This window comes from Chitinophaga lutea (genome assembly GCF_003813775.1).
GTDB classification, from domain to species: Bacteria; Bacteroidota; Bacteroidia; order Chitinophagales; family Chitinophagaceae; genus Chitinophaga; species Chitinophaga lutea.
The window spans coordinates 1,805,247-1,830,344 of sequence record NZ_RPDH01000002.1; the positions used below are offsets into that span (position 1 = coordinate 1,805,247).

Here is a 25,098-nt window from a genome sequence, read left to right on the forward strand (position 1 = left end):
GCTGTTTCAAAACGGCGAAGGGCTGACGGAAGTCCAGCCGCCATCGATGATGAGGCACTGGCCGGTGATATGCCGCGCCTTGCCGGAAACGAGGAACAGTACGGCATTGGCGATATCGGCGGTGGTGGCGGGGCGGCCCATGGGCGTGATTTGCGACCACACCTTTTCATAGCCGGGATCATGGAGGGTTCTTTCGGTAAGGGTGGCGCCGGGCGCAACGGTATTAACGTTGATGCCGTGGGCCGAAAGTTCGATCACCAGGTTTTTGGCCAGCATCTCGAGGGCCGCTTTGGTCATGCCATAAGCCGCAAGGTCTTTATGCGCCTGGTGGCCGGTTACGGAAGATGTGAAGAGCAGCGATCCCCCGCCGCCCTGGCTGATCATCTGTTTGGCGGCTTCCTGCGCAAGAAAAAAAGTGCCGCCCAGGTTCACCTGCAGCACCTGGTTGAATGATTCCTGCGGGTAGGTGAGAAAATCCCCGAACAGTGTAATACCCGCATTGGCGATGGCGACATCGAGCCGGCCGAAATGCTGCACCGCAGCGGCGATCATTTGCCGTATCACGGCGATGTCTGCCGTGTTACCCGGCACGGCCACGCAGGCACCGCCGGTGGCGGTGATGGCGGCGGCGGCTTTTTGTGCCAGCAGAGCGTCGATATCGTTCAGCACAACGCCGGCTCCTTCCGCCGCCAGCTGCCGGGCAATTTCAAAACCGATGCCCTGTCCTGCGCCGGTAACGATGGCGGCCTGTCCTTTGAATGATGCTATATCCATGCTTGTTGTGTTAGCGTTTCTCCACCCGGATGGTGTTATGAAACCGGTTCTGCATTTACCCGCTCAATGCGAATCCCGCAGCACTTCACTGCCGGAGCCGCCTTTCAGAAAATCTAAATCTGCGCCGAGGTGCGCCTGCTCCACGTGTTCCACGTACAAACGCGTATAACCGCGCATGTATGGATTCTCAAACGCCTTCCTGGTGTTTCTTCTCTGCTCCAGCACCGCGTCTTCCACCAGCAAACTCAGCGTTCTGCCGGCCACATCCAGCCGGATAAGATCACCGTCTTCCACCAGCGCCAGCGTACCGCCCGCCGCTGCTTCCGGCGACACATGCAGCACCACGGTGCCGAAGCCCGTACCGCTCATCCTGCCATCGGAAATACGCACCATATCGGTTATACCGCGAGCCAGCAGCTTTTTAGGCAGGCTCATGTTGCCCACCTCGGGCATGCCGGGGTATCCTTTCGGCCCCACGTTCTTCAGCACCAGTATGCAGTTTTCATCCACCGGCAATTCGGGATCGTCTATCCTTGCTTTATAGTCTTCAATATTTTCAAACACCACGGCCCTGCCGGTATGCTGCATCAGCTGCGGGCTGGCGGCGGACGGCTTCAGCACCGCACCGGCCTCGCACAGGTTACCACGCAGCACCACCACACCGGATTGCGGGTTAAATGGAGCATCCATGGCGGCAATGACTTCGCGGTTGAGGGAGGTGCAGCGCTGTACGTTTTCCTGCACGGTTTTCCCATTGGCCGTTACCGCGTCGCCGTGCAGGCAAGGCAACAGCTCTTTCATCACTGCAGGCAGGCCGCCGGCGTAAAACATGTCCTCCATGAAATATTTCCCGGAAGGCTGCAGATTCGCTATCAGCGGGATGTTGGCGGAAAGCCGGTCGAAGTCGTCCATATCCAGCTCCACCCCTATCCTGCCGGCGATGGCCAGCAGGTGGATCACAAAATTGGTGGAGCCGCCGATAGCGGCATTCACACGGATGGCATTTTCAAAGGCGGCGCGGGTCAGTATGTCGGACGGCCGCATGTGCTCCCGTACCATCTCCACGATGCGGCGCCCGGATAACTGCGCCAGCACTTTCCTGCCTGCATCGGCAGCAGGAATGGCGGCGTTGCCGGGCAGCGACAGCCCCAATGCTTCCACCATGCAGGCCATGGACGATGCGGTGCCCATCACGGCACAATGCCCGCGGCTGCGGCACATCCCCGCTTCGGCGAGGTTCAATTCTTCTTCTGTCATGATGCCGGCGCGCAGATCGTCGGTAAACCGCCAGATGTCGCTGGTGCCGATATCGCGGCCGTTGAATTTGCCGGTGAGCATGGCGCCGCCGGATACTACGATCGACGGCAGGTTCACGCTGCAGGCGCCCATCACCAGCGACGGCGTGGTTTTATCACAGCCGCATAGCAGCACCACCCCGTCGAGCGGATTGGCGCGGACGGACTCTTCCACGTCCATGCTTACCAGGTTGCGGTACAGCATCGCAGTAGGTTTGATCAGCGTTTCGCCTAACGACATCACGGGAAATTCCACCGGGAAACCGCCAGCCTCCAGAATGCCGCGCTTCACGGACTCGGCAAGCTCGCGGAAATGGGCGTTGCAGGGCGTGAGCTCAGACCAGGTGTTACAAATGCCGATTACCGGCTTCCCGGTGAACTCATCGGCAGGAATGCCCTGATTCTTCATCCAGGCGCGGTAAATGAATCCGTCCTTTCCCTGCTTTCCGAACCATTGCCGGCTTCTGAGCGATTCTTGCATGGCTTGTACTGTTTACGTGTTCCTGTAAAATACGATATACCCGCACAATTTTATAGCGGTGTTTGAAGGCCGTTGCCGGCATACACTATACAGGTATCTGGTAAGTATCCATCACCTCTTCTATATCGTCGAATTGCGGCTGGATGAAGCCGAACGCCGGATTGTCGAGGTCCTGGATGATATTGACCGTGACCACGCTCATAAAAACGAAGATGATGGCGGAAATAAAAAAGCGGTTCTGGTTCACCCGGCTGATAAACCCGATCAGGAAACTGATGGTCATCGAAAACAGGATCAGTACCAGCAGTATCATTTTGGGAAGTTTGCGATAGTAGGAATGCAGGAAGCGGTAGTACACGGATTCCATCCGGTCTATCCGCGAGAGCAGGCTCATGATCTTGTCGCGCTCCGCCGGCTGGTCTTGCAGAAACCGGATCATCTGCCGGTCGAAAGCAGCATCCAGGCTGTCGATCCGTTTTACTTTCCGCTCCACGCTCTCCCTTGTAGCACCGAATGGCTCCCGCATCAACCGGAAAAAGTGGGTAAAATAAGTTCTCACCTCCCGGTGGGCGGCGGAATCGTACATCGCCGAAGTACGTAAGATTTCAGAAATGTCGCCTGCGATGGAGTGTATCATCACGCTACGCTCCTGCGAGTGCGTGCCGGATTGCACCAGCGTGAACGATACCAGCAGGGCGTAGAACCCCACGATGCCGTTTTCGATGCCCAGGGGTTTCCAGAAACGGGCGTTCTTTCTCAGCCGCGCAGCGAATCTATAACCGGCATACACCGATCCGATCAGCAACAAGGGGTATACCAGCAGATAAAAAAAGTAAAATAACATGGTGTTTGGTTGAGGCTCCTTCCCGGAATTTATATAATTTCCCGCACAGGCACAAATATCAACGCCCGGCGCAACATGGAAAACGACAGCATCACAGTCATCAACAACGAGGAAAACCAGCAGCTGGAAATACGGCTGAACGGCGAAGTGGCGGTGCTGACCTACCGCTTTTACAAAAAGAACATCGCCTTCATGCACACCACCGTGCCGGATGCCCTGAAAGGCCGCGGCATTGCCAGCACCCTCGCCCGCCATGCCTTTGCCTGGGCGAAGGAGCTCAAAAAACCCGTGATGGTATACTGCCCCTTCGTAGCCAAATTCGTAAAAGAGCACCCGGAGTACCGCAGCCAGCTCGACCCGACGCTCTACGGTAAATAAACAGCGTCAATATATCCCCCGCATTCAACAACTCAACCCCTCCATCCCGCAATTCAACGGAAAATTGATGGCTGCCAGCCGCAACAGGTGCATTTTTGCCATATGCTGTTGTTGGTATTTTTTGCGCTGCGAAGCCTGCTGCAACCTAAAAAATAAAAGATGCAATTCGACAAGATCAAAAATAAAGGACAGGCCCGGCTGTTCGAGAACCGTTACCTCGAAATGCTGACCAAAACACATCCCCTCGTGATCTGGGGTATGTACCTGCCCGTGATCGGTTATATGCTGTACCGTGCCTACGCCGTCACCGGGTTCTCCCTCCCGGCCATGGCCCTCATTTTCACGGGCGCGCTGCTGTTCTGGACGTTTTTTGAATATATCATGCACCGCTTTGTGTTCCATATGGTGAGCGAAAACCCGCGCCTGCAAAAGATCGCCTACACCCTGCACGGCAACCACCACGAGTACCCGCGCGACCGGCAGCGGCTGTTTATGCCGCCCGTGCCCAGCCTCATCATCTCCTCGATCCTCTTCGGTATCATGCACCTCTTTCTCCGGGAAGCGGCGCTCGTTTTCTTTCCCGGCTTTTTACTGGGCTATCTCCTCTATGGCAGCATCCATTATGCCATCCACGCCTGGAACCCGCCCTTCAAATTCATGAAACCGCTCTGGCGCAACCATCACCTGCACCATTACAAAAGCGAAGAAAAAGGGTTCGGGGTCAGCTCATCCCTGTGGGACCGCGTATTCGGCACCTTCTACCAACAGTAGCGGGGTTTAATTGGGAAAGTTAATTTATCTGACTACTTTCGGATAGTTAATCGAGCCCTTAAAACCACGCACCATGAACCGGAGAACACTGTTGAAAATGCGGCAGCTCGGCATCGTGATGCTGACCTGGCTGGTCATAGGAATCCTCATCGCCATTTACGACCACCTCGTTTTACACACACAGAATTCTGCGGGCCCCTCGTCCCAATATTCCTTCACCACCTCCCTGCTCCTGAACATGAGCCTCGGGCTTTTTGGCGCATTGGTGGGCGGCGGCTTCCAGGTGTTTTTCATTAACGTCAAGTACCACGACAAACCCTACGGCAAAACCATCCTGGCCGTAACGGTCTCATTCATCCTGATCATCATCACCATCAATATCGTGCTCCGCGCCATTGCCATGCCTGACTCCGCCCGCCTTGCCAAAAACGGGCTGGTATGGGCCGTGGTAGTGGCCATTACACAACTGATGCTGCAGATCAACAGCAAATTCGGACCGGGTACTTTCTGGAACATCCTTCGCGGCAAATACAACACCCCGAAGGAAGAACGGAAAATATTCATGTTCCTCGACATCAATTCCTCCACCACCATCGCGGAGCACCTCGGCGATAAAAAGTATCACGAACTGCTGAAAGACTTTTTCAACGACATCACCAATCCCATCCTCGACAGCAAAGGCGAGATCTACCAATACGTGGGTGATGAAGTGGTGATAGCCTGGCAGTATGAAGACGGGATCCAAAACAGCAAGTGCATCGATTGTTTCTTCGACATCAAGCGCCACCTGAAAACAAAGGAAGCGAAGTACCTGCAGTATTACGGGCTGCTGCCTTCCTTTAAAGCCGGCATCCATTGCGGCCACGTGATTGCCGGTGAAATAGGCGTCATGAAACGCGACATCACTTACTCCGGCGATGTGCTCAACACCACCTCGCGCATACAGAGCCTGTGCAAGGAATTCAATGAAGAAGTGATCGTATCCGCCGATCTCGCGGCCGGCCTCCGGCTGAACAACCATTATAAAGCCGAAGCCCTCGGCGGCATCAAACTGCGCGGCAAAGAAAAGGAGATGCAACTGATCGCTCTCCGGCCGGCCTCCTGAACAAACACCACAGCACAATTTTTCCCGATCTCGTAAATCAATTTACGGAATGTATAAATGACGCGCCACTGTGTGCATGTAATTTGCGCTGCGAATCAACAACACATACTTACCATGCTGCGCTATCTATACATACTGCTGGCAGTCATCACGCTGCCCCATTTCCTGTATGCCCACGACGATAAAGGCAACGGGCATATCCGCGGGAAAGTCACCACATCCGACGGCCACGCCGCGGCGGCCGTATCCGTGGTATTGAAAGGCACGGCCAAGATGGCTATCACACAGGAGAACGGCGACTTCTACCTGCGCGATATCAAACCCGGCGAATATGAAATCGCCGTATCGTATCTCGGCCACGAAAACGCCTCGCAGACCGTAACGGTGGTGGGCAACAAAACCGTACAGGTAACGGTGGTGATGACGATTTCCGGCGTCAACCTCCAGGAATTTACGGTCACCAAAAACAGAAACCCCTACAAAGATCACCTCAACTCTCCCACCCTGCGGCTCACCACGCCCCTGCTGGAAACGCCGCAGAACATACAGGTGGTGACCAACAAGGTGCTGGCCGACCAGCAGGTGACCAGCATGAGCGACGGCCTCATCCGCAATGTGAGCGGCGCCACGCGCCTTGAGCACTGGGGCGACCTCTACGCCCGTGTGAACATGCGCGGCTCTCGTGCCTCCGCTTTCCGCAACGGCATGAACGTAACCTCATCGTGGGGACCGCTTACGGAAGACATGAGCTTCGTAGACCATGTGGAATTCGTGAAAGGCCCCGCCGGCTTCCTGATGTCGAACGGCGAGCCCAGCGGCATTTACAACGTGGTGACGAAAAAACCGACCGGCACCACCAAAGGCGAAACCTCGCTCACGCTCGGCAGCTACGACCTGTACCGCGCCACGCTCGACCTCGACGGGCAGCTCGAAAAAACGGGCCGGCTGCTGTACCGCTTCAACCTGATGGGACAAACCAAAAATTCTTTCCGCGATTACGAATTTACCAACCGTTACAGCATCGCACCGGTACTGAGTTACAAGGTGGACGATAAAACCACGTTGACGCTGGAGTACGTGCTGCAGCATGTAAAGATGTCGAACGTAGGCACGTACTATGTGTTTTCGGCAGACGGGTATGCCGTGCGGCCCCGCGACTTCACCACCGCGGAACCGAACCTTGATCCGACCGTGATCGACGATCAGAGCGTGCTGGTAAATATGCAGCACCGTTTCGACGACCGCTGGAAACTGACCGCGCAGGCCGCGTACTTCAATTACCGGCAAACCGGCAGTTCCATGTGGCCCGGCGCTGTCAACAAAGACGGCACGATGATCCGCCGCGTCAGCATCTGGGATGCGTCGAACGAAGGCAAATATGGCCTGCTGTTCCTCAACGGCGATGTGGCGACAGGCGCTATCCGGCACCGCATCCTCGCCGGCCTCGACCTGGGCAGCAAGGAATACGTGGCCGACTGGAACCAGGGCCACAACCTCGATTCCGTGGGCGGTTTCTTCAATATTTTCAATCCCGTTTACGGCAAACCAGCCAACGGCCTCCCCCGCTTCGACCGGACCAAAAGCCTCCGCGTAAGGGCGGGTAGCAACATCATCAACCAGTCGTACACCGGCTTCTACCTGCAGGACGAGCTGGGCTTCTGGCAGAACCGCATCCGCCTTACGTTGGCCGGGCGTTTCACTTATGTGGAAGAATCGTCTTACGGCACCAGGGTATCCGACAAAAAATTCACCCCGCGCCTGGGCATCAGCGCTTCCATCGATGCCACCACCGCGGTTTACGCCCTGTACGACCAAAGCTTTGTGCCGCAGACGGGTGTGCTGAGGAGCGGCGAGAAGGTGAAACCCATCACGGGCAACAACATCGAATTCGGGGTGAAAAAAGACTGGTTCGGCGGAAACTGGAATACCACTGCCTCCGTATACCGCATCCTGAAAAACAACCAGCTCTCCAACGATCCGGATAACCAGGCCGGTGAAAATTATTCGTTGCAGTTAGGCCAAACCAAAACGGAAGGCGTGGAATTTGACCTTCGCGGCCAGCTGGTGCCGGGTTTGAGCCTCATCGCCAATTACGCCTTTACCGATTCGAAGATCAATAAAGCCACCAAAACGCTGGCGGTAGGTGCGCCTGTGCCCGGTTTCGCCAAACACAACGCCAATGCATGGCTCAACTACCGCGTACAGAACGGTGCCCTGAAAGGGTTCGGCGTTTCCGGCGGATTTTCGTTTATGGGCGACAGAAGCACCTGGACCTGGGGCGCCGCCAACCAGAAAGACCTGCCGGATTATTTCAAGCTCGACGGGGGCCTTTCCTGGGAAAAGAATCACATCACCCTCAACGCCAATATTTTCAACATCCTCGATACTTATCTCTACAGCGGCGCCGCCTATGCCACGTATTATTACTGGCAGGCGGAACCCGGCAGAAACCTGCGCGTGAGCGTGGGATATAAATTCTGATCGTCTCCCGTGAGCGAATACGCCCGTTTCCTTTGCCGGAAGCGGGCGTTTTTGTTTATCTTCAACACCGTATGCAAGCCACCGGTACATTTTACGAAGCGCCAGCCGCATTGTCGTCCGCCATCCAGCACTTCTACCACATAAAAGGGGTAGCGGATGAAGTGGCACACCTGGCTCCCAACTTCGACATGCTGCTGGTGTTTAACTTCGGCGCGCCGATGCCGTTTGCTTTCGCTGATGAATTCCCCTCGAACCAGGTGGTAGTTAAAACGGCTGTACTGGGGCCGCTGAAAAAAATGTTCAATTACCGGCTGACGGCGGAAAGCGATACACTGGCCGTGGTATTTGTGCTGGATGGCTTTTACCGGCTTTTCCAGGCCACGCCCGATGAAACGGACGCCGCCAAGTTGGCGGAAAGCGAGGGCTTGCAGGAATTGTGGCAAACGCTGAAAGACACGCCGCATACCGAAGACAGGGTAATGCTGCTGGGCGAATACCTGCAATCGATGCTGCGTGCACCGGAAGAAGGCGCCATTCCACTGGTGAACGGGTTGCCCTATTTCGACAACCCGCTGGTGCAGCCCGCCAAAGCCATTGCGCAGGACACCGGCGTATCGGAACGCACCGTGCAGACGAGGTTCCGGAAATACACCGGGTACAGCGCGAAAGAGGTGTTGCGTTTCATCCGGTTCAAACAGGTGCTTCACCGCATCCGCGAGCAGGTGGCCAACGGCACCCGGGACATCGACTGGATGGATATGGTGCACGACTTCGGTTACCACGACCAGAGTCATCTCATCAAAGACTTCCGGTTTTACATGGGCATGGCGCCGGAGCATTTTATGAAAGAAATACGCGAAAACGGCTTCTGTGTAAGCAGGCCTGGTAAATACTACTAAACACGTTTGTATGATAGCACGCAGAAATTTCCTCCGGCAGCTGGGCCTCTCCGCTACCGGTCTCCTCGTTGGTTCCCGCAGCTGGGCCATCGCCCCCACCACCGCACCCAGGCCGCTCAGGATCGGCGTCATCTCGGACCTGCACCATATGCAGTTCGGCAAAAATGAAGTGCCCCGCATGACGGCCTTTATGGATGCGGTGCTGAAATCCTCGCCGGATTTTATCATCCAGTGCGGCGACTTCATCACCCAGCTCAAACAGACGGAGGGTATTCTCGAACAATGGAACCGCTTCTCCGGACCGAAGTATCATGTGCTCGGCAACCACGACATGGATTTCTGCGATAAAAAAACCATGATGCAGCTGCTGGGCATGGAGCAACGTTATTATTCCTTCGACCGGGGCGGTTATCATTTCGTGGTGATGGACCGGAATTTCCTGAAGCGGGACGACGGTACCCTGGCGGATTACGCCAGCAGCAACTGGGGCCCGCTGCCCGCGCCGCAGCGCAGTTTTTCCGATGCGGCGCAACTCGCCTGGCTGCGCGATGACCTGGCCGCCGCGAAACATCCCGTGATCGTATTCATGCACCAGCCGGTGTTCCTCAGCGATTATTATGACGAATTGGGGAATGCGGACGAGATACTGGCCATTTTTGACGAAACAAACCTCCGCGCCCGGGAAGCCGGTCGGAATAACGAGGTGACGGCTGTATTCATGGGGCACGATCACGACGACCGGCATGCCGAGCGGAACGGGGTGCATTATTTCATCATCAACAGCGCCAGTTATCTCTATTCCGGCAAGGCGCTCTACTACGCCGATCCGCTGTTCGCTTTCATCACCCTTCACCCCGCCGGCCGGCTCACCATCGAAGGAAAGGCCAGCACCTACCGCGATCCCGTGCCCGACAAGATCAGGGCGCGCTACCCGGTCAAAATCAGCAACTATGCAGTGGGGATCCCGAAAATAACACACCGTTAATCACTTTTTTATACACCGGCATCCATATTTTACTATTTTACCGTGGCTTTAAAAATGTTTAATTCCATTTAAAAATACTTACACTTTATGGATACCAGACGGGATTTTCTCAGGAAATCTATTCTCCTTTCCGGTGCGGCGGGCATGTCGACCGTGCTGCCCGGCTCCATCCAGCGGGCTTTGGCGATCGATCCGCAGCCCGGCAGCACTTTCCTCGATGCGGAGCACGTGGTGATACTGATGCAGGAGAACCGCTCCTTCGACCACTGCTTCGGCACCCTGCGGGGCGTAAGGGGCCTGAACGATCCCAGGGCGATCACCCTGCCCGACCGGAAATCTGTGTACCTCCAAACCAATGAGCAGGGAGAAACCTATGGTCCCTTCCGGCTCGACATCAAAGACACGAAAGTGACCTGGATGGGCGCCCTGCCGCACTCGCGCGCGAGCCAGGTAGACGCCAACAACCTCGGCAAATACGACAAATGGTTGCCGGCCAAAAAGCCCGGCAACAAACAATACGCACACATGCCGCTCACCATGGGGTATTACACGCGCGAAGACCTGCCCTTTAACTACGCCATGGCGGACGCCTTTACGGTCTGCGACCAGAATTTCTGTTCGGCCATGACGAGCACCACGCCCAACCGGTCCTTTTTCTGGACCGGCAAGATCATGAGCGAGGAAAACGGCGCGCCGAAAGCCAACATCCGGAACGACAACTTCAGCTACGGCAAATTCAACTGGGGTACCTTTCCCGAGCTGCTCGAAGAAAACGGCGTGGCCTGGAAATTTTACCAGAACGATGTGAGCTGCGGCGGTGGTTTCGTGGGAGAAGAAAGATCCTGGCTCGCCAACTTCGGCTGCAACCTGCTGGAATTTTTCGAGCCGTACCAGGTGAAGTTCACGGAGCGGTATGTAAAGAATCTGCAGTTGCAGATAGATACCCTCCCCGCTGAAATCAACGCACTGGAAGAAGCCACGCCCTCCACTGAAGCAGCGGCGAAAAAAAATAAAGCGGCCATCGCCAAAAAACAGGAAGCGTTAGCCAGCGCCCGCGCCGAGCTCGACAAATGGAACGCCCTCACCCGCAGCAAACTGACGGGCAAAGATAAAAGTCTGCACGAGCGGGCCTTTGTGATCAACTCCGCCGACCCGCAGTTCCGCAAACTGTCCAAAATGAACTACCAGGACGGTAACGCATCGCGCGAAGTAACGGTACCGGCTGGTGACATTCTCTACCAGTTCAGGAAAGACGTGAACGAAGGCAAACTGCCCACCGTATCCTGGCTGGCCAGCCCGCAGAATTTTTCCGACCATCCCAGCGCGCCCTGGTATGGCGCGTGGTACGTGTCTGAAGTGCTCGACATCCTGACCAAGAATCCTGAAGTCTGGAAAAAGACCATCTTCATCGTTACCTACGATGAAAACGACGGTTATTTCGATCATGTGCCGCCGTTCTCCATCCCGGACGATGCGAAAACCGGCACCGGCAAATGCTCACCGGGCATTGACACGGAGATCGAACATGTACGGCTCGAAAACGAACTGAAACAGGGCGTTCCTCCCAAGGCCGCCCGCGGCGGCGCGGTGGGGCTCGGTTTCCGGGTGCCGATGCTGATCGCTTCTCCCTGGAGCCGCGGCGGGAAAGTGTGCTCACAGGTATTCGACCATACTTCTACCCTCCAGTTCCTCGAAACATTTGTGAACCGGAAGTTCAACAAGAACATCTGTACGGAAAATATCAGCGCCTGGCGCCGCACCATCTGCGGAGATCTCACATCCGCGTTCACGCCGTTCGACGGCACCAAACCGCCGGCGATTCCATTCATTAACCGCGACCAGATCGTGAGGGATATCTACAACGCCAAATTCCGCCAGGATCCCGGCGGGTTTAAAAAACTCTCAGACGAGGAAGCCCGGCAGCTGACGCTCAAGCCCGCCCTCTACCAGGAACCGGGCCAGCGGCCTTCCACAGCGCTGCCCTACGAGCTGTATGCCGACGGAAAATGGAACGCGGAGAAAAAGACTTTCGATATTGAAATGGCCGCCGCCCTGCATCTCGGCGAGGAAGGCGTTGGCGCGCCGTACACGGTATACGCGCCGGTGGTTTACAAGGATGAGAACGGGCAGGAAGATGTTTGCCGCAACTGGTATTTTGCGGTGAAGCGCGGCGACAAACTCAGCTACAGCTGGCCCGCCGCTGCGTTCGACAAAGAACGGTACCACCTGCGCCTCCATGGCCCGAACGGTTTCTACCGGGAATTCAAAGGAAAAGACCCGGTGCTGCAGGTGGTGTGTGAAGATGAGCTCGATCCCAAAATCAAAAAACCGACCGGCTACCTCCAGCTCTCGCTGCTCAACACCGGCAGCGCGGATACGATCACGGTAGTGATCAGGGATAATGCCTACGGACAAAAAGACATCGTACGCAAAGTATCCAGAGGCAAAAAGGAATCCATCGTATTACCATTGAACAAAAGCAACTACTGGTACGATTTCAGTGTGTCGGTACAGGGCGACGATCACTTCGAACAACGTTACGCCGGCAGGGCGGAGAACGGCCGTGAAGGCCTCAGCGACCCCGCCATCGGCCGTAAAGCATAAAAGCAATGCCCCGGACATTCCGGGGCATTTTTATTTAAAAGAAACGCACTACCGCCCACAACACCACGGCTGCCACCGCCACCCACAATAGCACGCCCTGCAGCAAAGGCTTCCAGCCCATGGCCCGTATTACTTTCGGGGAGAGACTGCTCCCGATCAGGAACAGCGTCAGCGTCAAACCCGCCTGCGCCACACCGGTGAAATAATGGCTGACCCGCTGTACCGCCGGCACATAAGTATTCAGCAGCATCGCCGCGATGAACAGCAGGATAAAATACGGTACACTGAACCGGAATCCCTTACTGCGGAACGAAAAGGCTGCCAGCACCACCACCGGAATGATCCAGAGCGCCCTCGCCAGCTTTACGGTAGTGGCCACTTCCAACGCCTCGCTGCCGAAGTGGCCTGCTGCGCCTACCACTGAACTGGTGTCGTGAATGGCTACGGCGCTCCATAACCCGAACTGTAGCTGGCTTAAATGCAGCAACCGCCCCACGAAAGGAAACACAAACAAAGCCACGGAATTCAGCACAAAAACGGTCCCCAATGCCAGCGACACCTGTTTCTCTTCCGCCCTGATCACAGGTGAAACGGCCGCGATGGCGCTGCCGCCGCAAATGGCGGTACCGGCGGAGATCAGGAAAGAGGTGTGTTTGTCCACCTTCATCCACCTGCCCAGCAGCCAGCCGAATAACAGCGTGGCCGCAATGGACAGTACCGTCAGCAACAAACCTTCCCGGCCCGCTTTAATGGCGTTGGCGGCGTTCATGCCAAAACCCAGCCCTACGATGGAAACCTGCAGCAATACACGGGTGAGCCGGTGATTGAGGTGGAGATAAGGATGCCCGATAAAACCGGCAATCCCCCAGCCCAGCAGCAGCGCCACCGGCGGGGATATCAGCGGCGATACACACAAAACAGCGGCCAGTATGAAAATCAGCTCCCTCGTCGTAATACTTCTCTCCAGCAGCGCGTTGATATTTTTCATGGCCCAAAGGTCGCGCTACGGCAGGTAAAGGAGAAATTGCCTTTGGTAATGCATCATAACTTCAGGTTATGATACCTTCAACTAAAAATCATCACTGGTTATGGGTATATTTGCCGTATGTTCGACTTCAGGCTGAAAGTTTTTTACACGGTGGCCAACCGTCTCAGTTTCACACGCGCGGCGGAGGAGCTGTTCATTTCGCAACCGGCCGTCACCAAACATATACACGAACTGGAACAGCAGTTGGGCGTGGCGTTGTTCGAGCGCAGCGGCAACAAAATCCAGCTGACGGCGGCGGGCAATGTGATGCTCCACCACGCGGGCAACATCTTCGCCTGTTACCGCAACCTCGAGTTCGACATCAACCAGCTGAAACATGCGCAGGGCGGCGTACTGCATCTCGGCGCCAGCACCACCATCGCCCAGTATTTCATCCCTCCCCTGCTGGCCGCATTCAACCAGCAATACCCTCACATCCGCACGTCGCTCCTATACGGCAACACGGAACAGATCCAGCAGGCCCTGTTGCAAAAGACCATCCAGCTGGGCATCACGGAAGGGCATTCCAAAGACCCCGCACTGAAGTACGTGGAATTCGCCAAAGACGAGATCGCACTGATCTGCAACGCGGATTACAAATCGTACAAACAGGGCATTACGGCGGAAGGCCTCAAAAAAATACCGCTGCTGGTGCGGGAGCACGGCTCCGGTACGCTCGAAGTGATCGTGGATGAACTGAAGCGGCTGAAACTGAAACTTTCCGACCTCAACATTCTCATGTACATGGGCAGCACGGAAAGCATCAAATCATACCTGCGCCACGCGCCCTGCGCGGCGTTCATTTCACTGCAGGCGGTGCAGCACGAACTGGCCGCGGGCGATTTCAGGGTGATACCGGTGAAGGATTTCCGCGTACCCCGGAAATATCATTTTGTGTATCCGCAGGGCCAGCAGGACAAACTCGCGCAACTCTTCATGAAATTCACCCGGCAGCATACCGCATAAAAAAGGCGTACCGGTATGGTACGCCTCTGTTGTGCAGGTTGATGGCCGGTTGGCTAGAGTATCTTCTTCGTATCCGTCAGGTACACGCGCGTGCTCACGGTATAACTTCCGCCGTTGGTATCACGGTATTTAAAATCGACATAAAACGCACCGTAGCCGCTGGCCGGGAATGGCTGCGTCACGGACACTTTCGAGGTCTGCGCAATGCCCAGGCTCTTCGACGACCATTTGTCGTTCCGGAAATCGAGATCGGTGGAAGTGGCCGTCCACACGATCACATCTTCCAGGCGGTCGGCGGACGCGGTAGCGGTGAGGTTCACGCCTTTTTTGCTTTCTTTCGCCGTGTATTTGCATTCCGGGTAATTACCACCGTTGAGCGTCATCCCGAAAAACGAACTGAGCCCGTTGAACACCTGCTGCCCGTTGCCCATGCTATGTCCTTCGTTGGGCACATAATTCAGGAGGTATTTGCCCGGAATGTCGTTGATGTAGTTCTTCACGTTGTCGATCACCCAGTATTCATCATTCGTGCCCATGAAGAGCATTTTCGGCATGTTGAGATTTTTACGGTATGAATACGGGTCCACCATCACGTTGATCGCTTCGCCGCTGGGCGTATGCGCCTGCTGGGGGATGCCGAGCTTCACGTAATCCTCGATCTGGATGCTGTATTCTTTCCAGGTTTTGATCTGGTAATCGAGGCTCACGGGCATGTTCAGGATGTCGATCACCATCGGCGCGATGCCGGCCACGCGGTTGTCGTTGGCGCCGGTGAGCCAGGTGGTCCAGCCGCGTTTGGAAGCGCCCGCCACCACGAACTTCTCTACCTTGGGCGTGCCCTGCTGCGCGGTGAATTGCTGCACGGCATCCATCGCCCGCACGGCGCTTTTCACCATCGGGAACAGCAGCGGCCAGGTGTAGTCGTTATCCTTTTTGAAATTATGCAGCGTAAAGGAAATCAGGGCGTCTTCCGTAAGATTGTCGAACAACGGCTGGTTGGGCGTTTGGCGCAATACCGCCGTCACCGCCTTTCTTTCTCCGGCCATCTTGCCGATACCCTGGAACAGGTTGTCTTTTTCGCCGTTCCATTTCGGCTCGCCGTCTTTCAGCGACCCGCCGGTGATGAACAGCAACGCACCGTTGTGTTTGATCTCGGCAGGAATAAACACCATGAGCTGGTGTTTCCAGGTAAATTCCCGCCATTGCTGCGACACGAGCGCCAAACTGTATGCTTTGACGTCCTGGACCATGAACGAGTCCTTCACCACCCAGCTGAAGGTCTTGTCGCCGTTCTGCAGGTAGCTCTGCAGCGCCGTTTCGGGCGTCACCTTTTGCTGCGCACCGGCCAGCAGCGTAGTCATCACGGGAATAAAAAGCAGTGCGATCTTTCTGACGAATAGTGTTTTCATTGTTGAACGGTTATTTTGTACATTTTTTTACCATGGTTTGCCGGTTCCCTGCAGCACCCAGGGTTTGGACCAGGGGCTGTTTTGCGGGCCGTTGGCGCCGTACGGGGAAAACGGGGTGGTTTCCAGTTTGGCGGAAGCCGCGTCCACGTTTACCTTATTCAAATTTCTTTCATCGAGCATGTAATAAAAACGCACCGGAACGGCAGGCGCTTTGGCATTCGGCCCGCCTTTCATCACGGGGAAACCGGTCCTTTTATAATCGAACCAGGCCTCGGTGGCGGCGCTCCAGGCCGCGATCCATTTCTGTTCGATGATCTGCTGCCGGGTGTTTTTAAATGCCACGGCGGGGCTCGCCACATAGGCCGCGTACTTGTCGGCCACGCCCCAGGCGCTGAACGACGCCTGGATGCCGGCTTTATAATGCCCTTCGGCGTCGCCGGCCGCCCAGCCCTTCACCGCGGATGCTTCCGCCAGGATAAAATGCACTTCGGCGGCTGTGATGAGGCGCGCTTTCAGCAAAGGCCCTTTGGCTTCCTTGTAAATATCGCTCAGCCACGACACATGCGGATTGGTTGACGCCTGCGCCGCGTCGTTGCTCAGGTTGTACACCGCCGGGCCGGCCAGCGCGGGCGGAAGGCCCACATAATTCACGTCCTGGTTGATGTCATTCAAAGTTAACCCTTTTGACGTGAGCACATCGGGGGAAATGTACCGCACCTTGCGCTTTTCGCCCGCCACCGTAGTGTCGGACGTTTTGTACACGTTCCCCGTACCGGAGGGTTTATTGGGATCCACCACCAGAAACACGTCCACCTTTTTGGCCCATACGCCGAGGCGCGGATCATTGAGCGCCTGCATCGCCTGCACGAGGGTATTGCACATTTTGATGCGGCGGTAACGGCTGCCGTTGTCGCGGTCGTAGTTGCTGTTCGTAGGCCAGGAATCCGCGTCGCTGGTACCGACGAAGGCCATCGTGGCATCTTCGGAAGCATTGGGATTGGAGATGATGGGGTATTTGTCCGGGCTGGCCACGATCTTTTCGATGCCCGCCTTCGCCACCGCCGGCAGTTTTTCGGAGAGGCGCATGTAATACCGCAATGCCAGCGAGTTCGCCATCTTCCGCCATTTTACCGGGTCGCCCTGGTAATAAACATCCACGGCGTCGATGGGGCTGGTGTATTGATTTTTCGGTTTCGACAGCAGCGTATTGGCTTTGTCCAGATCGGCCAGGATGCCGGTGTAGATCAGCTCCTGCGGGTCCAGCGGCGGGGTGGCGTTTTCGGCGCCTTCCTTATCGCCCTTCAGCGCATGGGTGTAAGGCGCATCGCCCCAGAGGTCGGTGATCAGGCCGAAGAGCATCGACTTCATCACCAGCGACACACCCTGATGCAGCTCAAAGCCGGATTGCACCGACTTTTCGTACACCAGCTGGTTGTTCCGCAGAATATCGTAATAGCCGCTCCAGCTGTTGGAGCCGCCCCAGTCGTATTCATTATGAGAGCCCACCCAGCCGTCTTTCTGCGTGTGCTGCATCACGCCGGCCACATCGTTGAAACCGAGGTCCACATAAGCGCGGCCCGTTTCTGTGAGCACGGTGGACAATACGAACGACGGGTTGGTGTTGGCGGGATTGGCCCCGTTGGGATTGTCGTTCAGCGATACCAGGTTCTTTTTGCAGGATACCGCCAAAGCTGCCGCCAATATGATGACCGAAAATGTTTTGATGCTTTGCATTGTTCCTTCTTTTAAAAAGTCAGGTTCAGTTTCATGCCCAGCGGAATGCTCCAGGGCGTTACGTTATATCTTTCAATGCCCTGTTTGAACTGGATGCCGGAGCCCTGCACCGCGGCGGCCGGCTGGTAGGCATTCTCGGGGTCGATGCCGATTTTGGCGGCCGTCCAGAGAATGATGTTGCGGCTGTACACGGCGAAGCTGGCATTGCGCGCCCGCACGATTTTCGCGATACTGGCGGGCAGTTCGTACGCCAGCGATACTTCCCGCAGCTTCAGGTAAGAAGCGGGGAATAAAAAGGCCCGGGTAAACGACCACGTGGTGCTGCCGGCATACGGCAATGTGAGTGTGCCGGGGCCGCCCAGGTTTTCGATGTACCCGGTGGGGTTACCTTGTGCGTCGTAGCCGCTGGCCCGTACGCCGGGGATGAATACGCCGCCGTAGGGCAGCGTGTAGGAACCGTAGGTAAAGGGATAACCGTTGTACTCCGGCGTAGGGCCGCCCACCAGCGGGAAATAATTGCCGTTCACCAGGATCATGTTGTTGGCGTTGCGTTGCAGGTAGTCCGCCAGCTCCTGCCCGCGCAGGTTACCGGGGTTGATGAGTTTGTCGAGGAACCGCTGCGAGTTGCCGTGCTCTTCGCCGTAACGGTAGGTCTGCGATACAAAATCGCCGCCGTTGCGCCAGTCGAACGTCATGCTCAGGGTAAAGTTTTTGTAACTCAGCGTGGTTTGCGCGCCGAGGATGAAATCGGGGTTGAAGTTGCCGATCTTGTTTCGGGTATTCTGTGCGTCGATGGCCTGCCACTTGCCGTTATTGTCGAGCAGCGGGTAACCGTAATACTTTGATTTTTCATCTTTCACCGTCACGAGCGCGGCGTCGTAAATATCGCCGATGTCTTCGCCCACGTACGTCCAGGCCCCGCCCCTGGCTTCTTCCCAGAGGGTGTAATACGGCATGTCGTTGGTGAGGCTGACGATTTTGGTGCGGTTGCGCGTGAGGTTCGCATTCACTTCCCAGCGCCAGTTTTTCGTTTGCACCGGCGTACCGCCGAGCGATAATTCAATACCCCGGCTGCGGAGCAAACCGGCGTTGATGTTTTTAGACGAATAACCGGACGATGGCGGCGTTTTGGTGCTGAAGATCTGGTTTTCGTTTTCCACCACGTAATAGGTGCCGCTGAAGCGGAGGCGGTCGTTCAGCAAGGTCACATCAATCCCGCCTTCGTATGAGGTAGCCGTTTCCGGTTTCAGGTAAGGGTTCAGCAGGGTGCCCGATGTGGAAAGGCGGGGAATGCCGCCCCAGGCGCCGGCGTTGGACAATACCGCCGTCAGCTGGTAAGGGCTCGCGTCGTTCCCCACTTTGGCCACGCCGCCCCGAACCTTGATCATGTTGATACGCTGGCTGGTAATGCCCGCCATTTCATTGACGAGCAGACTGAGCGATGCGGACGGGTAAAAATACGGCTCCGCATCCGGCAGGGTGCTCGACCAGTCTGTACGCCCAGTCACATCCAGGTACACCATGCCTTTGTAACCCAGGTTCAGCATGCCGTACACGCTATGCACGCCTTTTTCGAAAGTGTTGCTGTTGAAATTGAGGTTTTCGGGAAGGATGTTCTGCAACGTATATACACCCGGCACCACCAGGCCGGTACCGGGTTTGCTGGCGTTGGTCACGTTTTTGCCCGTCTGGTAACGGAGGTTGCCTCCTCCCGAAACGGAGAAATCAAAATCACTGAAGCGGTCTTTATAGGTCAGCAACGCATCGGCGTTGCGTTCGTAGTTGCTGATGTTGATGATACCGTATGCGCCGTTCCGTGAATCGAGGTAACTGTTGGCGATCTTCGTTTCCCTTTCCTCCTTGTAGTTGTCGAGAGCGTAACGCACCATCAGGCTCAGCTTGGACGTGATGGCCCAGTCGGCGCGGATGTTCCCGAACACCCGGTCGCGCACAAACCCGTTGTTCACTTCATGGGCAAGGAAGTACGGGTTGTTGAACACGCCGTTGTACTGGGTACGCTGCTGTATGCCTTCCTGCCCCGGCATCCAGTAATTGCGCAGGTCGCGGATGTCGATATGCGGCGATACGCTGTACACCCACTGCAAAGGGTTGGTGCCGCGGTCGCCCGCCGCCCGGTTGTTGGAGTTACTGCGGCTGAAATCCACGTTGGCGGCGAGCGTCACGCGCTGCGTCACCTTCAGGCTGGAGTTAAGGTTGAGGGCGTTCCTGTACAGGTCCGTATTCGGCAGGATGCCTTTGTTGGTCATGTTGGCGTACGACATGCGGTAAGCCAGCATATTGTTATTATTGGCCAGTGAAATAGCTGTAGTAGAAGTGATACCGGTATTGACGAAGTTTTTAGCGTTGTTTTTATGAGAAACGAGCGGCATGGGAATGGGTTTGCCGTTGGCGTCTTTCGGGCTGTTCCATTGCACTTCTTCATATCCCATGTCGAGTTGCGCGCCATAGGTGGCGTCTATATTTTCCTGTATGATGGAACCGAAAGGATTGGTAAGCAGGTTGCCGCTGCGCGAAACGGGAATGGCGGAAAATTGTCCCGGCCCGAATTTCGTTTGCCAGTTGAGGAATTTGTAGGGAATATCGAACACCACGTTCTGCGAGGCGTTGACGGTAAGCCGGTCTACCTTCCTGCCGGTTTTGGTGGTGATGAGCACCACCCCGTTGCCCGCGCGCGAACCGTATAGGGCCGCCGCGCTGGGGCCCTTCAGCACCGTTACGCTTTCGATATTATCCATATTGATATCGGAAATGGCGTTGCCGTAATCCACCTTGTTGTTGCTGCCGATTTCGCTGATGTTGTTGAGCGTATTGGCCAGCGGCACCCCGTCGATCACGAAGAGCGGCTGGTTGTCGCTGCTCAGCGAGGTGGCCCCGCGGATGATCATGCTCACAGATGAACCCGGCGCACCGGTGGAGTTAATGGTGACGCCGGCGAGTTTGCCGGACATCGCATTGAGGAAGTTTTCCTGCGCCACGCGGTTGAATTCCTTCCCGCCCAGTTCTTCCACCGAATATCCCAGCGACTTCGTGGCCCGCCGGATGCCCAGCGCCGTTACCGTCACGGCGCCCAGTTCCCTGGTTTTGTCTTTCAGCACTACCGACAGCGACAGCCGGGTGGTTTCATTCACCTGGTAATTCCGCAGCGTATCCTTGATATACCCCACGTGTGAAAACACAAAATAATAAGGCCCGCCGGCCGGGATCCTGGAGAGGGAGAACACGCCTTTGTCGTTGGTGATGGTGCTGGCCAGCGCTTTGCCTGTTTCGGAAAACAGCTCCACCGCCACCCCTTCCAGCGCCTGCATCGACTCGTTGCGCACAATGCCCGCGGCAGACGGCGCGACGGTCTGGGCGGGCGCAACGGCCGGCAGGAAGAGCAGCAGGCAAACGGCCCGGGGCGCGTACCGGTGCATTGACAATCGGAATACAGCTCGCATTGTTTTGTTTTTTAGGGCAAATGATTCCCCGGCGCCCATTTGCGGGACGCAGGCAAGGAATTCATCACCAGTCTTGTTACGGTGTTATGTGAATCGTTTTATTATCGATGCGGATCGTCACATTGTTCAGTAATGCAATGGTGTTCAGGAAATCGGGCAGGGATTCTTTCTCACTGTTGAACACGCCGGTGAAATACATATTGTCCAGCGAGCCTTTTTCGTACCGCACTTTCATGCCATATTGCGCTTCAATCGTCTTAAACAGGCCGGTGAGCGGTTCGTTGCTGAACTCCAGCAATACGGCCGCTGGCGCAGCCGCCGCCACTTCCTCCACTGCCGGCGGGGCCACAGCCGGTTTGGGTTTCAGCGGTTCCAGGCGTACAGTTTGACGCAGGGCGTCATAATACAGTTTGTCGCCCGGTTTGAGGTACACCGGTTTGCCTGTGGCCGCAGCGGGGCGCACCACGACCTTTCCGCTGACCAGCTGCACCCATACTTTGCCGTTGCCTTCGTCCACGCTGAAAACGGTGCCCAGCGCCGTAGTGCCGAGCCTGCCCGCGAACACGGTGAAAGGTTTGCCGGCATTGCTCTTTACATGAAAAAGCGCCTTGCCCTGCAAATGCACTTCGCGGTCGGTTTCCCCGAATGGCCGGCGGTAATGCAGGCGCGCAGCGGGCTGCAGCTCTGCAACGGTACTGTCCGGCAACGTGATCCGCATCATGCGCGCAGTGCTGTTCACCACTTCTTCTTCAGGTATCGGTTCTGCTGTTGCTGCCAGCGTTTCCTGCGCGGGCGGGCGGCCGAGAAAATAAAATCCCGAGCCCGCGGCCAGTAAAAGCACCGCTGCGGCAGCGAGGCGGATGAATATGACGGGCCTGTTCCAGCGGCGGTGATAAGTCAGTTCTTCGATGGCATGCAGCATTTTTTCCGAATCGGCCGCCGTGAGGTGATCGGCCGCCTGGAAACCGTTCCAGCTTTCTTCCGTCAGGTATTTTTCCAGTTCCTGCGGATGTTCCAGGAAAAACGCGCGCACGATGGCCTTCTCCTTTTCGCTGGAGCCGCCGTTCAGGAACCTGTTGATGATGTCTTCAGAAACACGCATACTACATATTCGTTTTAGAACAAAAAATCCCTCACTGCCGCGGCATACATTAAAAACAGCAAAGCTTTCTTCAACTGGTGCACCGCGCGGAGAATATGGTTCTCCACCGTTCTGGGCGATATAGAGAGTTGTTCCGCAATTTTTTTATGGGAGAGCCCTTCGAAGCGGCTCATTTTAAATACATGCCTGCGCACGGGCGACAACTGTTCGATGCAGTGATATACCCGCTGAAGCTCTTCCTTTTTGGAGAGATCGAACTCCATGTGCAGCGCCGCCGATTCTTCCGTAAACAGGCCCATATGCCGGTCCTGCACGCTCTGCTTGCGCAGCAGGTCGATCATGATGCTCCTGGCGATGCGGAATACCTGGAACGACAGCTCATAGTCGCCCGACAGCGATTCCTTTTTCTCCCAGAGTTTGATGAACGTCAGCTGCACCGTTTCCTCCGCGAGGTAAACGCTCTGGGTATGCTTCAGTACAAAAAAATAGAGCTTGTTATGGTACTGGTGGTATACCATTTTAAAAGCGGCTACATTCCCGTTCTTAATATCCTGTACGTTGCATTGCATAAGCCATCGTAAAGTGAGCAGCGGTTATTTTTTTTCAAGTATCAGCGTCAGGGGCACGGATGCTACGTTGGGGATAGCGGCCGTGATGGAGATCTTCATGGAGGTATTGGTCACTTCATTGATCCAGTGCGGGTCGGGGTCTCCTTTTTTGGATTTGAGGAGCAGCACGGCGTCATAGATATCCAGCCTCCAGGTGCCTTCCTTACCGGTCACAGGCAGAATGAGGTCGGTACACCCTTCCACCTGCATGGTACTGTCTTTATTAAAATTGTACACGTTGTTCTTGGTACAGGTAAAATACTGTCCGGCCGGCCCCAGCAACGGCGCGATGGTGATGATGCTGGTGCCCTGGGGGATGGTTTGCCCGCCAAATTTCACAGATACTGCCAGCACCAGGTCTTTCTGGGCCCATTTGCCCGCCACCATCTCATACTTCCCCGACCCTGCCGGTTTGGAGTTTTTATCTTTTTTGCAGCCGGAGCAACAAAAAACCGATAATGCGCTGAAAGCGATAATTGCGACCGCAGATTTCATAACGATTATGAATAGTAAATTAAGGAAATAAACCGTGCTTTTATAATATTCGTTCGCCGGACAAAAACCCCTCACTGGTTAACAATTCGATAATACGGTGAACCGGGTTGACGTGCCGGAAACCGATCGGGGACTTTCAGATGAGCCCGTCAAACTTTTCCGAGTCACACATTTTTGTTTGTGTCGCATCGGCCATCCTTCTGTGATCCTCCTACGATCCCTTAGCGATTCTCCTGTGATCCTCCTGCGATTCTCCTGTGGTGTCCACGACCCTGGCGGTTTTGACGGTGTTTGACAGGAGGATCACAGGAGGATCACAGAAGGATGGCAGGTTTCAGCCACATGCATGGCAACAACTATTTGATTGCCAATTAGTTCAAGGCACCATTTCTGGCAGGCCACGGAAAAGGAAAGAAAACGGAGCAAAATAAGACGCAGGATCAGATGACGGGGAGCAAGTGAGGGTACTGCTCAAACAGGGCACAAAACGCCGTAAAAAGCCGGATAATAGCAAACGCGGGGAAGAAGGGAGCATCCACCTGAAAGATGCGGTTTACCGGTAAATGGTACCGGAATACGGCAAGCGGTTAACGTGTACAAAATACGCAGTCAAATCAAAACGGGAGCGCCCGGAAGGGCAAGGGGCGCTCAGCCCCCTGCAACACTATCAGGGCCTTTATCATTGTAAAAATATCTTAGCGCGCCGGAAGGGCAGCGCTTCACCTGTTCCACGATGCGCTCGGTAGTGGCGCCGCCGGCATTTATCCAGGGTTTGGCTTTTACGTCGAACACCTCGGGCAGCTGGCCCACGCAGCGGGCAGCGTGTTTGCAGAACTCGGGCTTCCACACGATGGTCACTTCCCCGTTGGTGTAGTGCAGCTTCTTTTCGATGTCCTCATCGCGGAAAACGAACGTGCGGAGTTTGATCTCACCTTCCAGTATGCGGGAAATGGGACAGGCCTTGGCAATCTCCAGCAGGCGGCTGCGCTTTTCCTCGTCTACATGACTGATGAATTTGATATCCCGGTCGATGACCGACACGGTCTGATCGTTTTCCTTTTCCTGGTAAAAGTTCGCATTCACCGCGATTTCGGGAATGTCCCATCCCTTCCGGTCGATGTACATCCGCAGCGTGGCCAGCGTGCACGACGCCAGGGAAGCCATCAGCTGGGTGAAGGGATCGGGCCCGAGGTCTTTCCCACCGGAGCTTGGCGGCTCGTCGGCAATGAACGTCCCGTTGCGCCATGTAATCGTAACCTTGTATTTCTCCGTACCGATAGTGCCGTGAACCGGCTTTTCCAACTTATACTTCATACCGTAATTTTTTAAATTTTAACATCATCATGCACAATCCGCTTCCATTCCGGGTGCCGCTTGATGTAAGCCAGCACGAACGGACAAAGCGGCACCAGTTTATCGCCCTGTTCCTCGATGTAATGCAGCGTTTTTTCCACGATGGCATTGCCGGCGCCCCTGCCTTCGAGCGCTTCGGGCACTTCGGTATGTATCAGCGTGGTTTTGCCGGGCACATGCCGGTAAAGAATAAATGCGGTATGGCCGTCTATGACCAGTTCAAAACGGTGTTGGGCGGTGTTGTTCACCAGCGGGAGTGCCTCGTATTCTGCATGCATATTTATCAGATTGACTGCGGTAATTTATCTTGTTTCCGCGAATGCACCAAA

Annotated in this window: 20 protein-coding genes; 8 read left to right on the forward strand and 12 right to left on the reverse strand. The window is 55.7% G+C overall.

Going from position 1 to position 25,098, the window contains the following annotated elements:
• Positions 1 to 6: 6 nt before the first annotated feature.
• The 3 genes from EGT74_RS19520 to EGT74_RS19530 form a co-directional block, all read right to left on the reverse strand.
• A complete protein-coding gene (locus EGT74_RS19520; protein ID WP_123848242.1) occupies positions 7 to 774 on the reverse strand; it encodes an SDR family NAD(P)-dependent oxidoreductase in 768 nt (255 codons plus the stop codon).
• Positions 775 to 837: 63 nt separating this feature from the next.
• On the reverse strand, positions 838 to 2,550 hold the full coding sequence (locus EGT74_RS19525; RefSeq protein WP_123848243.1) for an IlvD/Edd family dehydratase: 1,713 nt from the start codon (positions 2,548 to 2,550) through the stop codon (positions 838 to 840).
• Positions 2,551 to 2,635: 85 nt separating this feature from the next.
• Positions 2,636 to 3,394: a bestrophin-like domain gene (locus EGT74_RS19530; protein WP_123848244.1), complete on the reverse strand. Its 759-nt coding sequence runs from the start codon at positions 3,392 to 3,394 to the stop codon at positions 2,636 to 2,638.
• A gap of 75 nt (positions 3,395 to 3,469) precedes the next feature.
• Between EGT74_RS19530 and EGT74_RS19535 the strand changes: the two genes are divergently transcribed.
• The 7 genes from EGT74_RS19535 (at position 3,470) to EGT74_RS19565 (ending at position 12,617) form a co-directional block, all read left to right on the forward strand.
• Positions 3,470 to 3,772 (forward strand): GNAT family N-acetyltransferase, encoded by a 303-nt coding sequence (locus EGT74_RS19535; protein WP_123848245.1) that lies wholly within the window; start codon positions 3,470 to 3,472, stop codon positions 3,770 to 3,772.
• 159 nt (positions 3,773 to 3,931) lie between these two features.
• A complete protein-coding gene (locus EGT74_RS19540) occupies positions 3,932 to 4,543 on the forward strand; it encodes a sterol desaturase family protein (RefSeq protein ID WP_123848246.1) in 612 nt (203 codons plus the stop codon).
• 73 nt (positions 4,544 to 4,616) lie between these two features.
• Positions 4,617 to 5,648: an adenylate/guanylate cyclase domain-containing protein gene (locus tag EGT74_RS19545; protein ID WP_123848247.1), complete on the forward strand. Its 1,032-nt coding sequence runs from the start codon at positions 4,617 to 4,619 to the stop codon at positions 5,646 to 5,648.
• A gap of 114 nt (positions 5,649 to 5,762) precedes the next feature.
• Positions 5,763 to 8,129 (forward strand): TonB-dependent receptor, encoded by a 2,367-nt coding sequence (locus EGT74_RS19550; RefSeq protein WP_123848248.1) that lies wholly within the window; start codon positions 5,763 to 5,765, stop codon positions 8,127 to 8,129.
• A gap of 71 nt (positions 8,130 to 8,200) precedes the next feature.
• The gene (locus tag EGT74_RS19555) at positions 8,201 to 9,028 is read left to right on the forward strand and encodes a helix-turn-helix domain-containing protein (RefSeq protein ID WP_123848249.1); all 828 of its coding nucleotides are present in this window, start codon (positions 8,201 to 8,203) and stop codon (positions 9,026 to 9,028) included.
• Positions 9,029 to 9,038: 10 nt separating this feature from the next.
• Positions 9,039 to 10,013, forward strand: coding sequence for a metallophosphoesterase family protein (locus tag EGT74_RS19560; protein WP_123848250.1), 975 nt, complete (start codon positions 9,039 to 9,041; stop codon positions 10,011 to 10,013).
• Positions 10,014 to 10,100: 87 nt separating this feature from the next.
• The gene (locus EGT74_RS19565; RefSeq protein WP_123848251.1) at positions 10,101 to 12,617 is read left to right on the forward strand and encodes a phosphocholine-specific phospholipase C; all 2,517 of its coding nucleotides are present in this window, start codon (positions 10,101 to 10,103) and stop codon (positions 12,615 to 12,617) included.
• 34 nt (positions 12,618 to 12,651) lie between these two features.
• On the opposite strand, the gene EGT74_RS19570 is transcribed toward EGT74_RS19565, so the two are convergent.
• Complete coding sequence (locus EGT74_RS19570) at positions 12,652 to 13,605, reverse strand: YeiH family protein (protein WP_123848252.1); 954 nt, start codon at positions 13,603 to 13,605, stop codon at positions 12,652 to 12,654.
• A gap of 117 nt (positions 13,606 to 13,722) precedes the next feature.
• Between EGT74_RS19570 and EGT74_RS19575 the strand changes: the two genes are divergently transcribed.
• Positions 13,723 to 14,610 (forward strand): LysR substrate-binding domain-containing protein, encoded by an 888-nt coding sequence (locus EGT74_RS19575; protein ID WP_123848253.1) that lies wholly within the window; start codon positions 13,723 to 13,725, stop codon positions 14,608 to 14,610.
• A gap of 53 nt (positions 14,611 to 14,663) precedes the next feature.
• On the opposite strand, the gene EGT74_RS19580 is transcribed toward EGT74_RS19575, so the two are convergent.
• From EGT74_RS19580 to EGT74_RS19615, 8 genes are all read right to left on the reverse strand, one after another.
• Positions 14,664 to 16,019 (reverse strand): PhoPQ-activated pathogenicity-related family protein, encoded by a 1,356-nt coding sequence (locus EGT74_RS19580; RefSeq protein WP_123848254.1) that lies wholly within the window; start codon positions 16,017 to 16,019, stop codon positions 14,664 to 14,666.
• A 27-nt stretch (positions 16,020 to 16,046) separates the two neighbouring features.
• Positions 16,047 to 17,753, reverse strand: coding sequence for a SusD/RagB family nutrient-binding outer membrane lipoprotein (locus tag EGT74_RS19585; RefSeq protein ID WP_123848255.1), 1,707 nt, complete (start codon positions 17,751 to 17,753; stop codon positions 16,047 to 16,049).
• Positions 17,754 to 17,764: 11 nt separating this feature from the next.
• The gene (locus tag EGT74_RS19590) at positions 17,765 to 21,211 is read right to left on the reverse strand and encodes a SusC/RagA family TonB-linked outer membrane protein (protein WP_220392911.1); all 3,447 of its coding nucleotides are present in this window, start codon (positions 21,209 to 21,211) and stop codon (positions 17,765 to 17,767) included.
• A gap of 76 nt (positions 21,212 to 21,287) precedes the next feature.
• Positions 21,288 to 22,313 (reverse strand): FecR family protein, encoded by a 1,026-nt coding sequence (locus tag EGT74_RS19595; protein ID WP_123848256.1) that lies wholly within the window; start codon positions 22,311 to 22,313, stop codon positions 21,288 to 21,290.
• A gap of 14 nt (positions 22,314 to 22,327) precedes the next feature.
• Positions 22,328 to 22,882, reverse strand: coding sequence for an RNA polymerase sigma factor (locus tag EGT74_RS19600; RefSeq protein WP_123848257.1), 555 nt, complete (start codon positions 22,880 to 22,882; stop codon positions 22,328 to 22,330).
• A gap of 24 nt (positions 22,883 to 22,906) precedes the next feature.
• Entirely contained in the window at positions 22,907 to 23,416 is a 510-nt protein-coding gene (locus EGT74_RS19605; protein ID WP_123848258.1) for a hypothetical protein, read from the reverse strand.
• A gap of 648 nt (positions 23,417 to 24,064) precedes the next feature.
• Entirely contained in the window at positions 24,065 to 24,730 is a 666-nt protein-coding gene (locus tag EGT74_RS19610; RefSeq protein ID WP_123848259.1) for a (4Fe-4S)-binding protein, read from the reverse strand.
• Positions 24,731 to 24,741: 11 nt separating this feature from the next.
• The gene (locus EGT74_RS19615) at positions 24,742 to 25,047 is read right to left on the reverse strand and encodes a GNAT family N-acetyltransferase (RefSeq protein WP_123848260.1); all 306 of its coding nucleotides are present in this window, start codon (positions 25,045 to 25,047) and stop codon (positions 24,742 to 24,744) included.
• Positions 25,048 to 25,098: the final 51 nt, after the last annotated feature.

Excerpts from the sequence above, each read along its gene's own strand:
- EGT74_RS19605 (WP_123848258.1), bottom strand. The coding sequence starts at position 23,416 with ATGAAATCTGCGGTCGCAATTATCGCTTTCAGCGCATTATCGGTTTTT.
- EGT74_RS19600 (WP_123848257.1), bottom strand. The coding sequence starts at position 22,882 with ATGCAATGCAACGTACAGGATATTAAGAACGGGAATGTAGCCGCTTTT.
- EGT74_RS19545 (WP_123848247.1), top strand. The coding sequence starts at position 4,617 with ATGAACCGGAGAACACTGTTGAAAATGCGGCAGCTCGGCATCGTGATG.
- EGT74_RS19540 (WP_123848246.1), top strand. The coding sequence starts at position 3,932 with ATGCAATTCGACAAGATCAAAAATAAAGGACAGGCCCGGCTGTTCGAG.
- EGT74_RS19555 (WP_123848249.1), top strand. The coding sequence starts at position 8,201 with ATGCAAGCCACCGGTACATTTTACGAAGCGCCAGCCGCATTGTCGTCC.
- EGT74_RS19585 (WP_123848255.1), bottom strand. The coding sequence starts at position 17,753 with ATGCAAAGCATCAAAACATTTTCGGTCATCATATTGGCGGCAGCTTTG.
- EGT74_RS19550 (WP_123848248.1), top strand. The coding sequence starts at position 5,763 with ATGCTGCGCTATCTATACATACTGCTGGCAGTCATCACGCTGCCCCAT.
- EGT74_RS19575 (WP_123848253.1), top strand. The coding sequence starts at position 13,723 with ATGTTCGACTTCAGGCTGAAAGTTTTTTACACGGTGGCCAACCGTCTC.
- EGT74_RS19590 (WP_220392911.1), bottom strand. The coding sequence starts at position 21,211 with ATGCGAGCTGTATTCCGATTGTCAATGCACCGGTACGCGCCCCGGGCC.
- EGT74_RS19595 (WP_123848256.1), bottom strand. The coding sequence starts at position 22,313 with ATGCGTGTTTCTGAAGACATCATCAACAGGTTCCTGAACGGCGGCTCC.
- EGT74_RS19520 (WP_123848242.1), bottom strand. The coding sequence starts at position 774 with ATGGATATAGCATCATTCAAAGGACAGGCCGCCATCGTTACCGGCGCA.
- EGT74_RS19535 (WP_123848245.1), top strand. The coding sequence starts at position 3,470 with ATGGAAAACGACAGCATCACAGTCATCAACAACGAGGAAAACCAGCAG.
- EGT74_RS19565 (WP_123848251.1), top strand. The coding sequence starts at position 10,101 with ATGGATACCAGACGGGATTTTCTCAGGAAATCTATTCTCCTTTCCGGT.
- EGT74_RS19580 (WP_123848254.1), bottom strand. The coding sequence starts at position 16,019 with ATGAAAACACTATTCGTCAGAAAGATCGCACTGCTTTTTATTCCCGTG.
- EGT74_RS19530 (WP_123848244.1), bottom strand. The coding sequence starts at position 3,394 with ATGTTATTTTACTTTTTTTATCTGCTGGTATACCCCTTGTTGCTGATC.
- EGT74_RS19560 (WP_123848250.1), top strand. The coding sequence starts at position 9,039 with ATGATAGCACGCAGAAATTTCCTCCGGCAGCTGGGCCTCTCCGCTACC.
- EGT74_RS19615 (WP_123848260.1), bottom strand. The coding sequence starts at position 25,047 with ATGCATGCAGAATACGAGGCACTCCCGCTGGTGAACAACACCGCCCAA.
- EGT74_RS19570 (WP_123848252.1), bottom strand. The coding sequence starts at position 13,605 with ATGAAAAATATCAACGCGCTGCTGGAGAGAAGTATTACGACGAGGGAG.
- EGT74_RS19610 (WP_123848259.1), bottom strand. The coding sequence starts at position 24,730 with ATGAAGTATAAGTTGGAAAAGCCGGTTCACGGCACTATCGGTACGGAG.
- EGT74_RS19525 (WP_123848243.1), bottom strand. The coding sequence starts at position 2,550 with ATGCAAGAATCGCTCAGAAGCCGGCAATGGTTCGGAAAGCAGGGAAAG.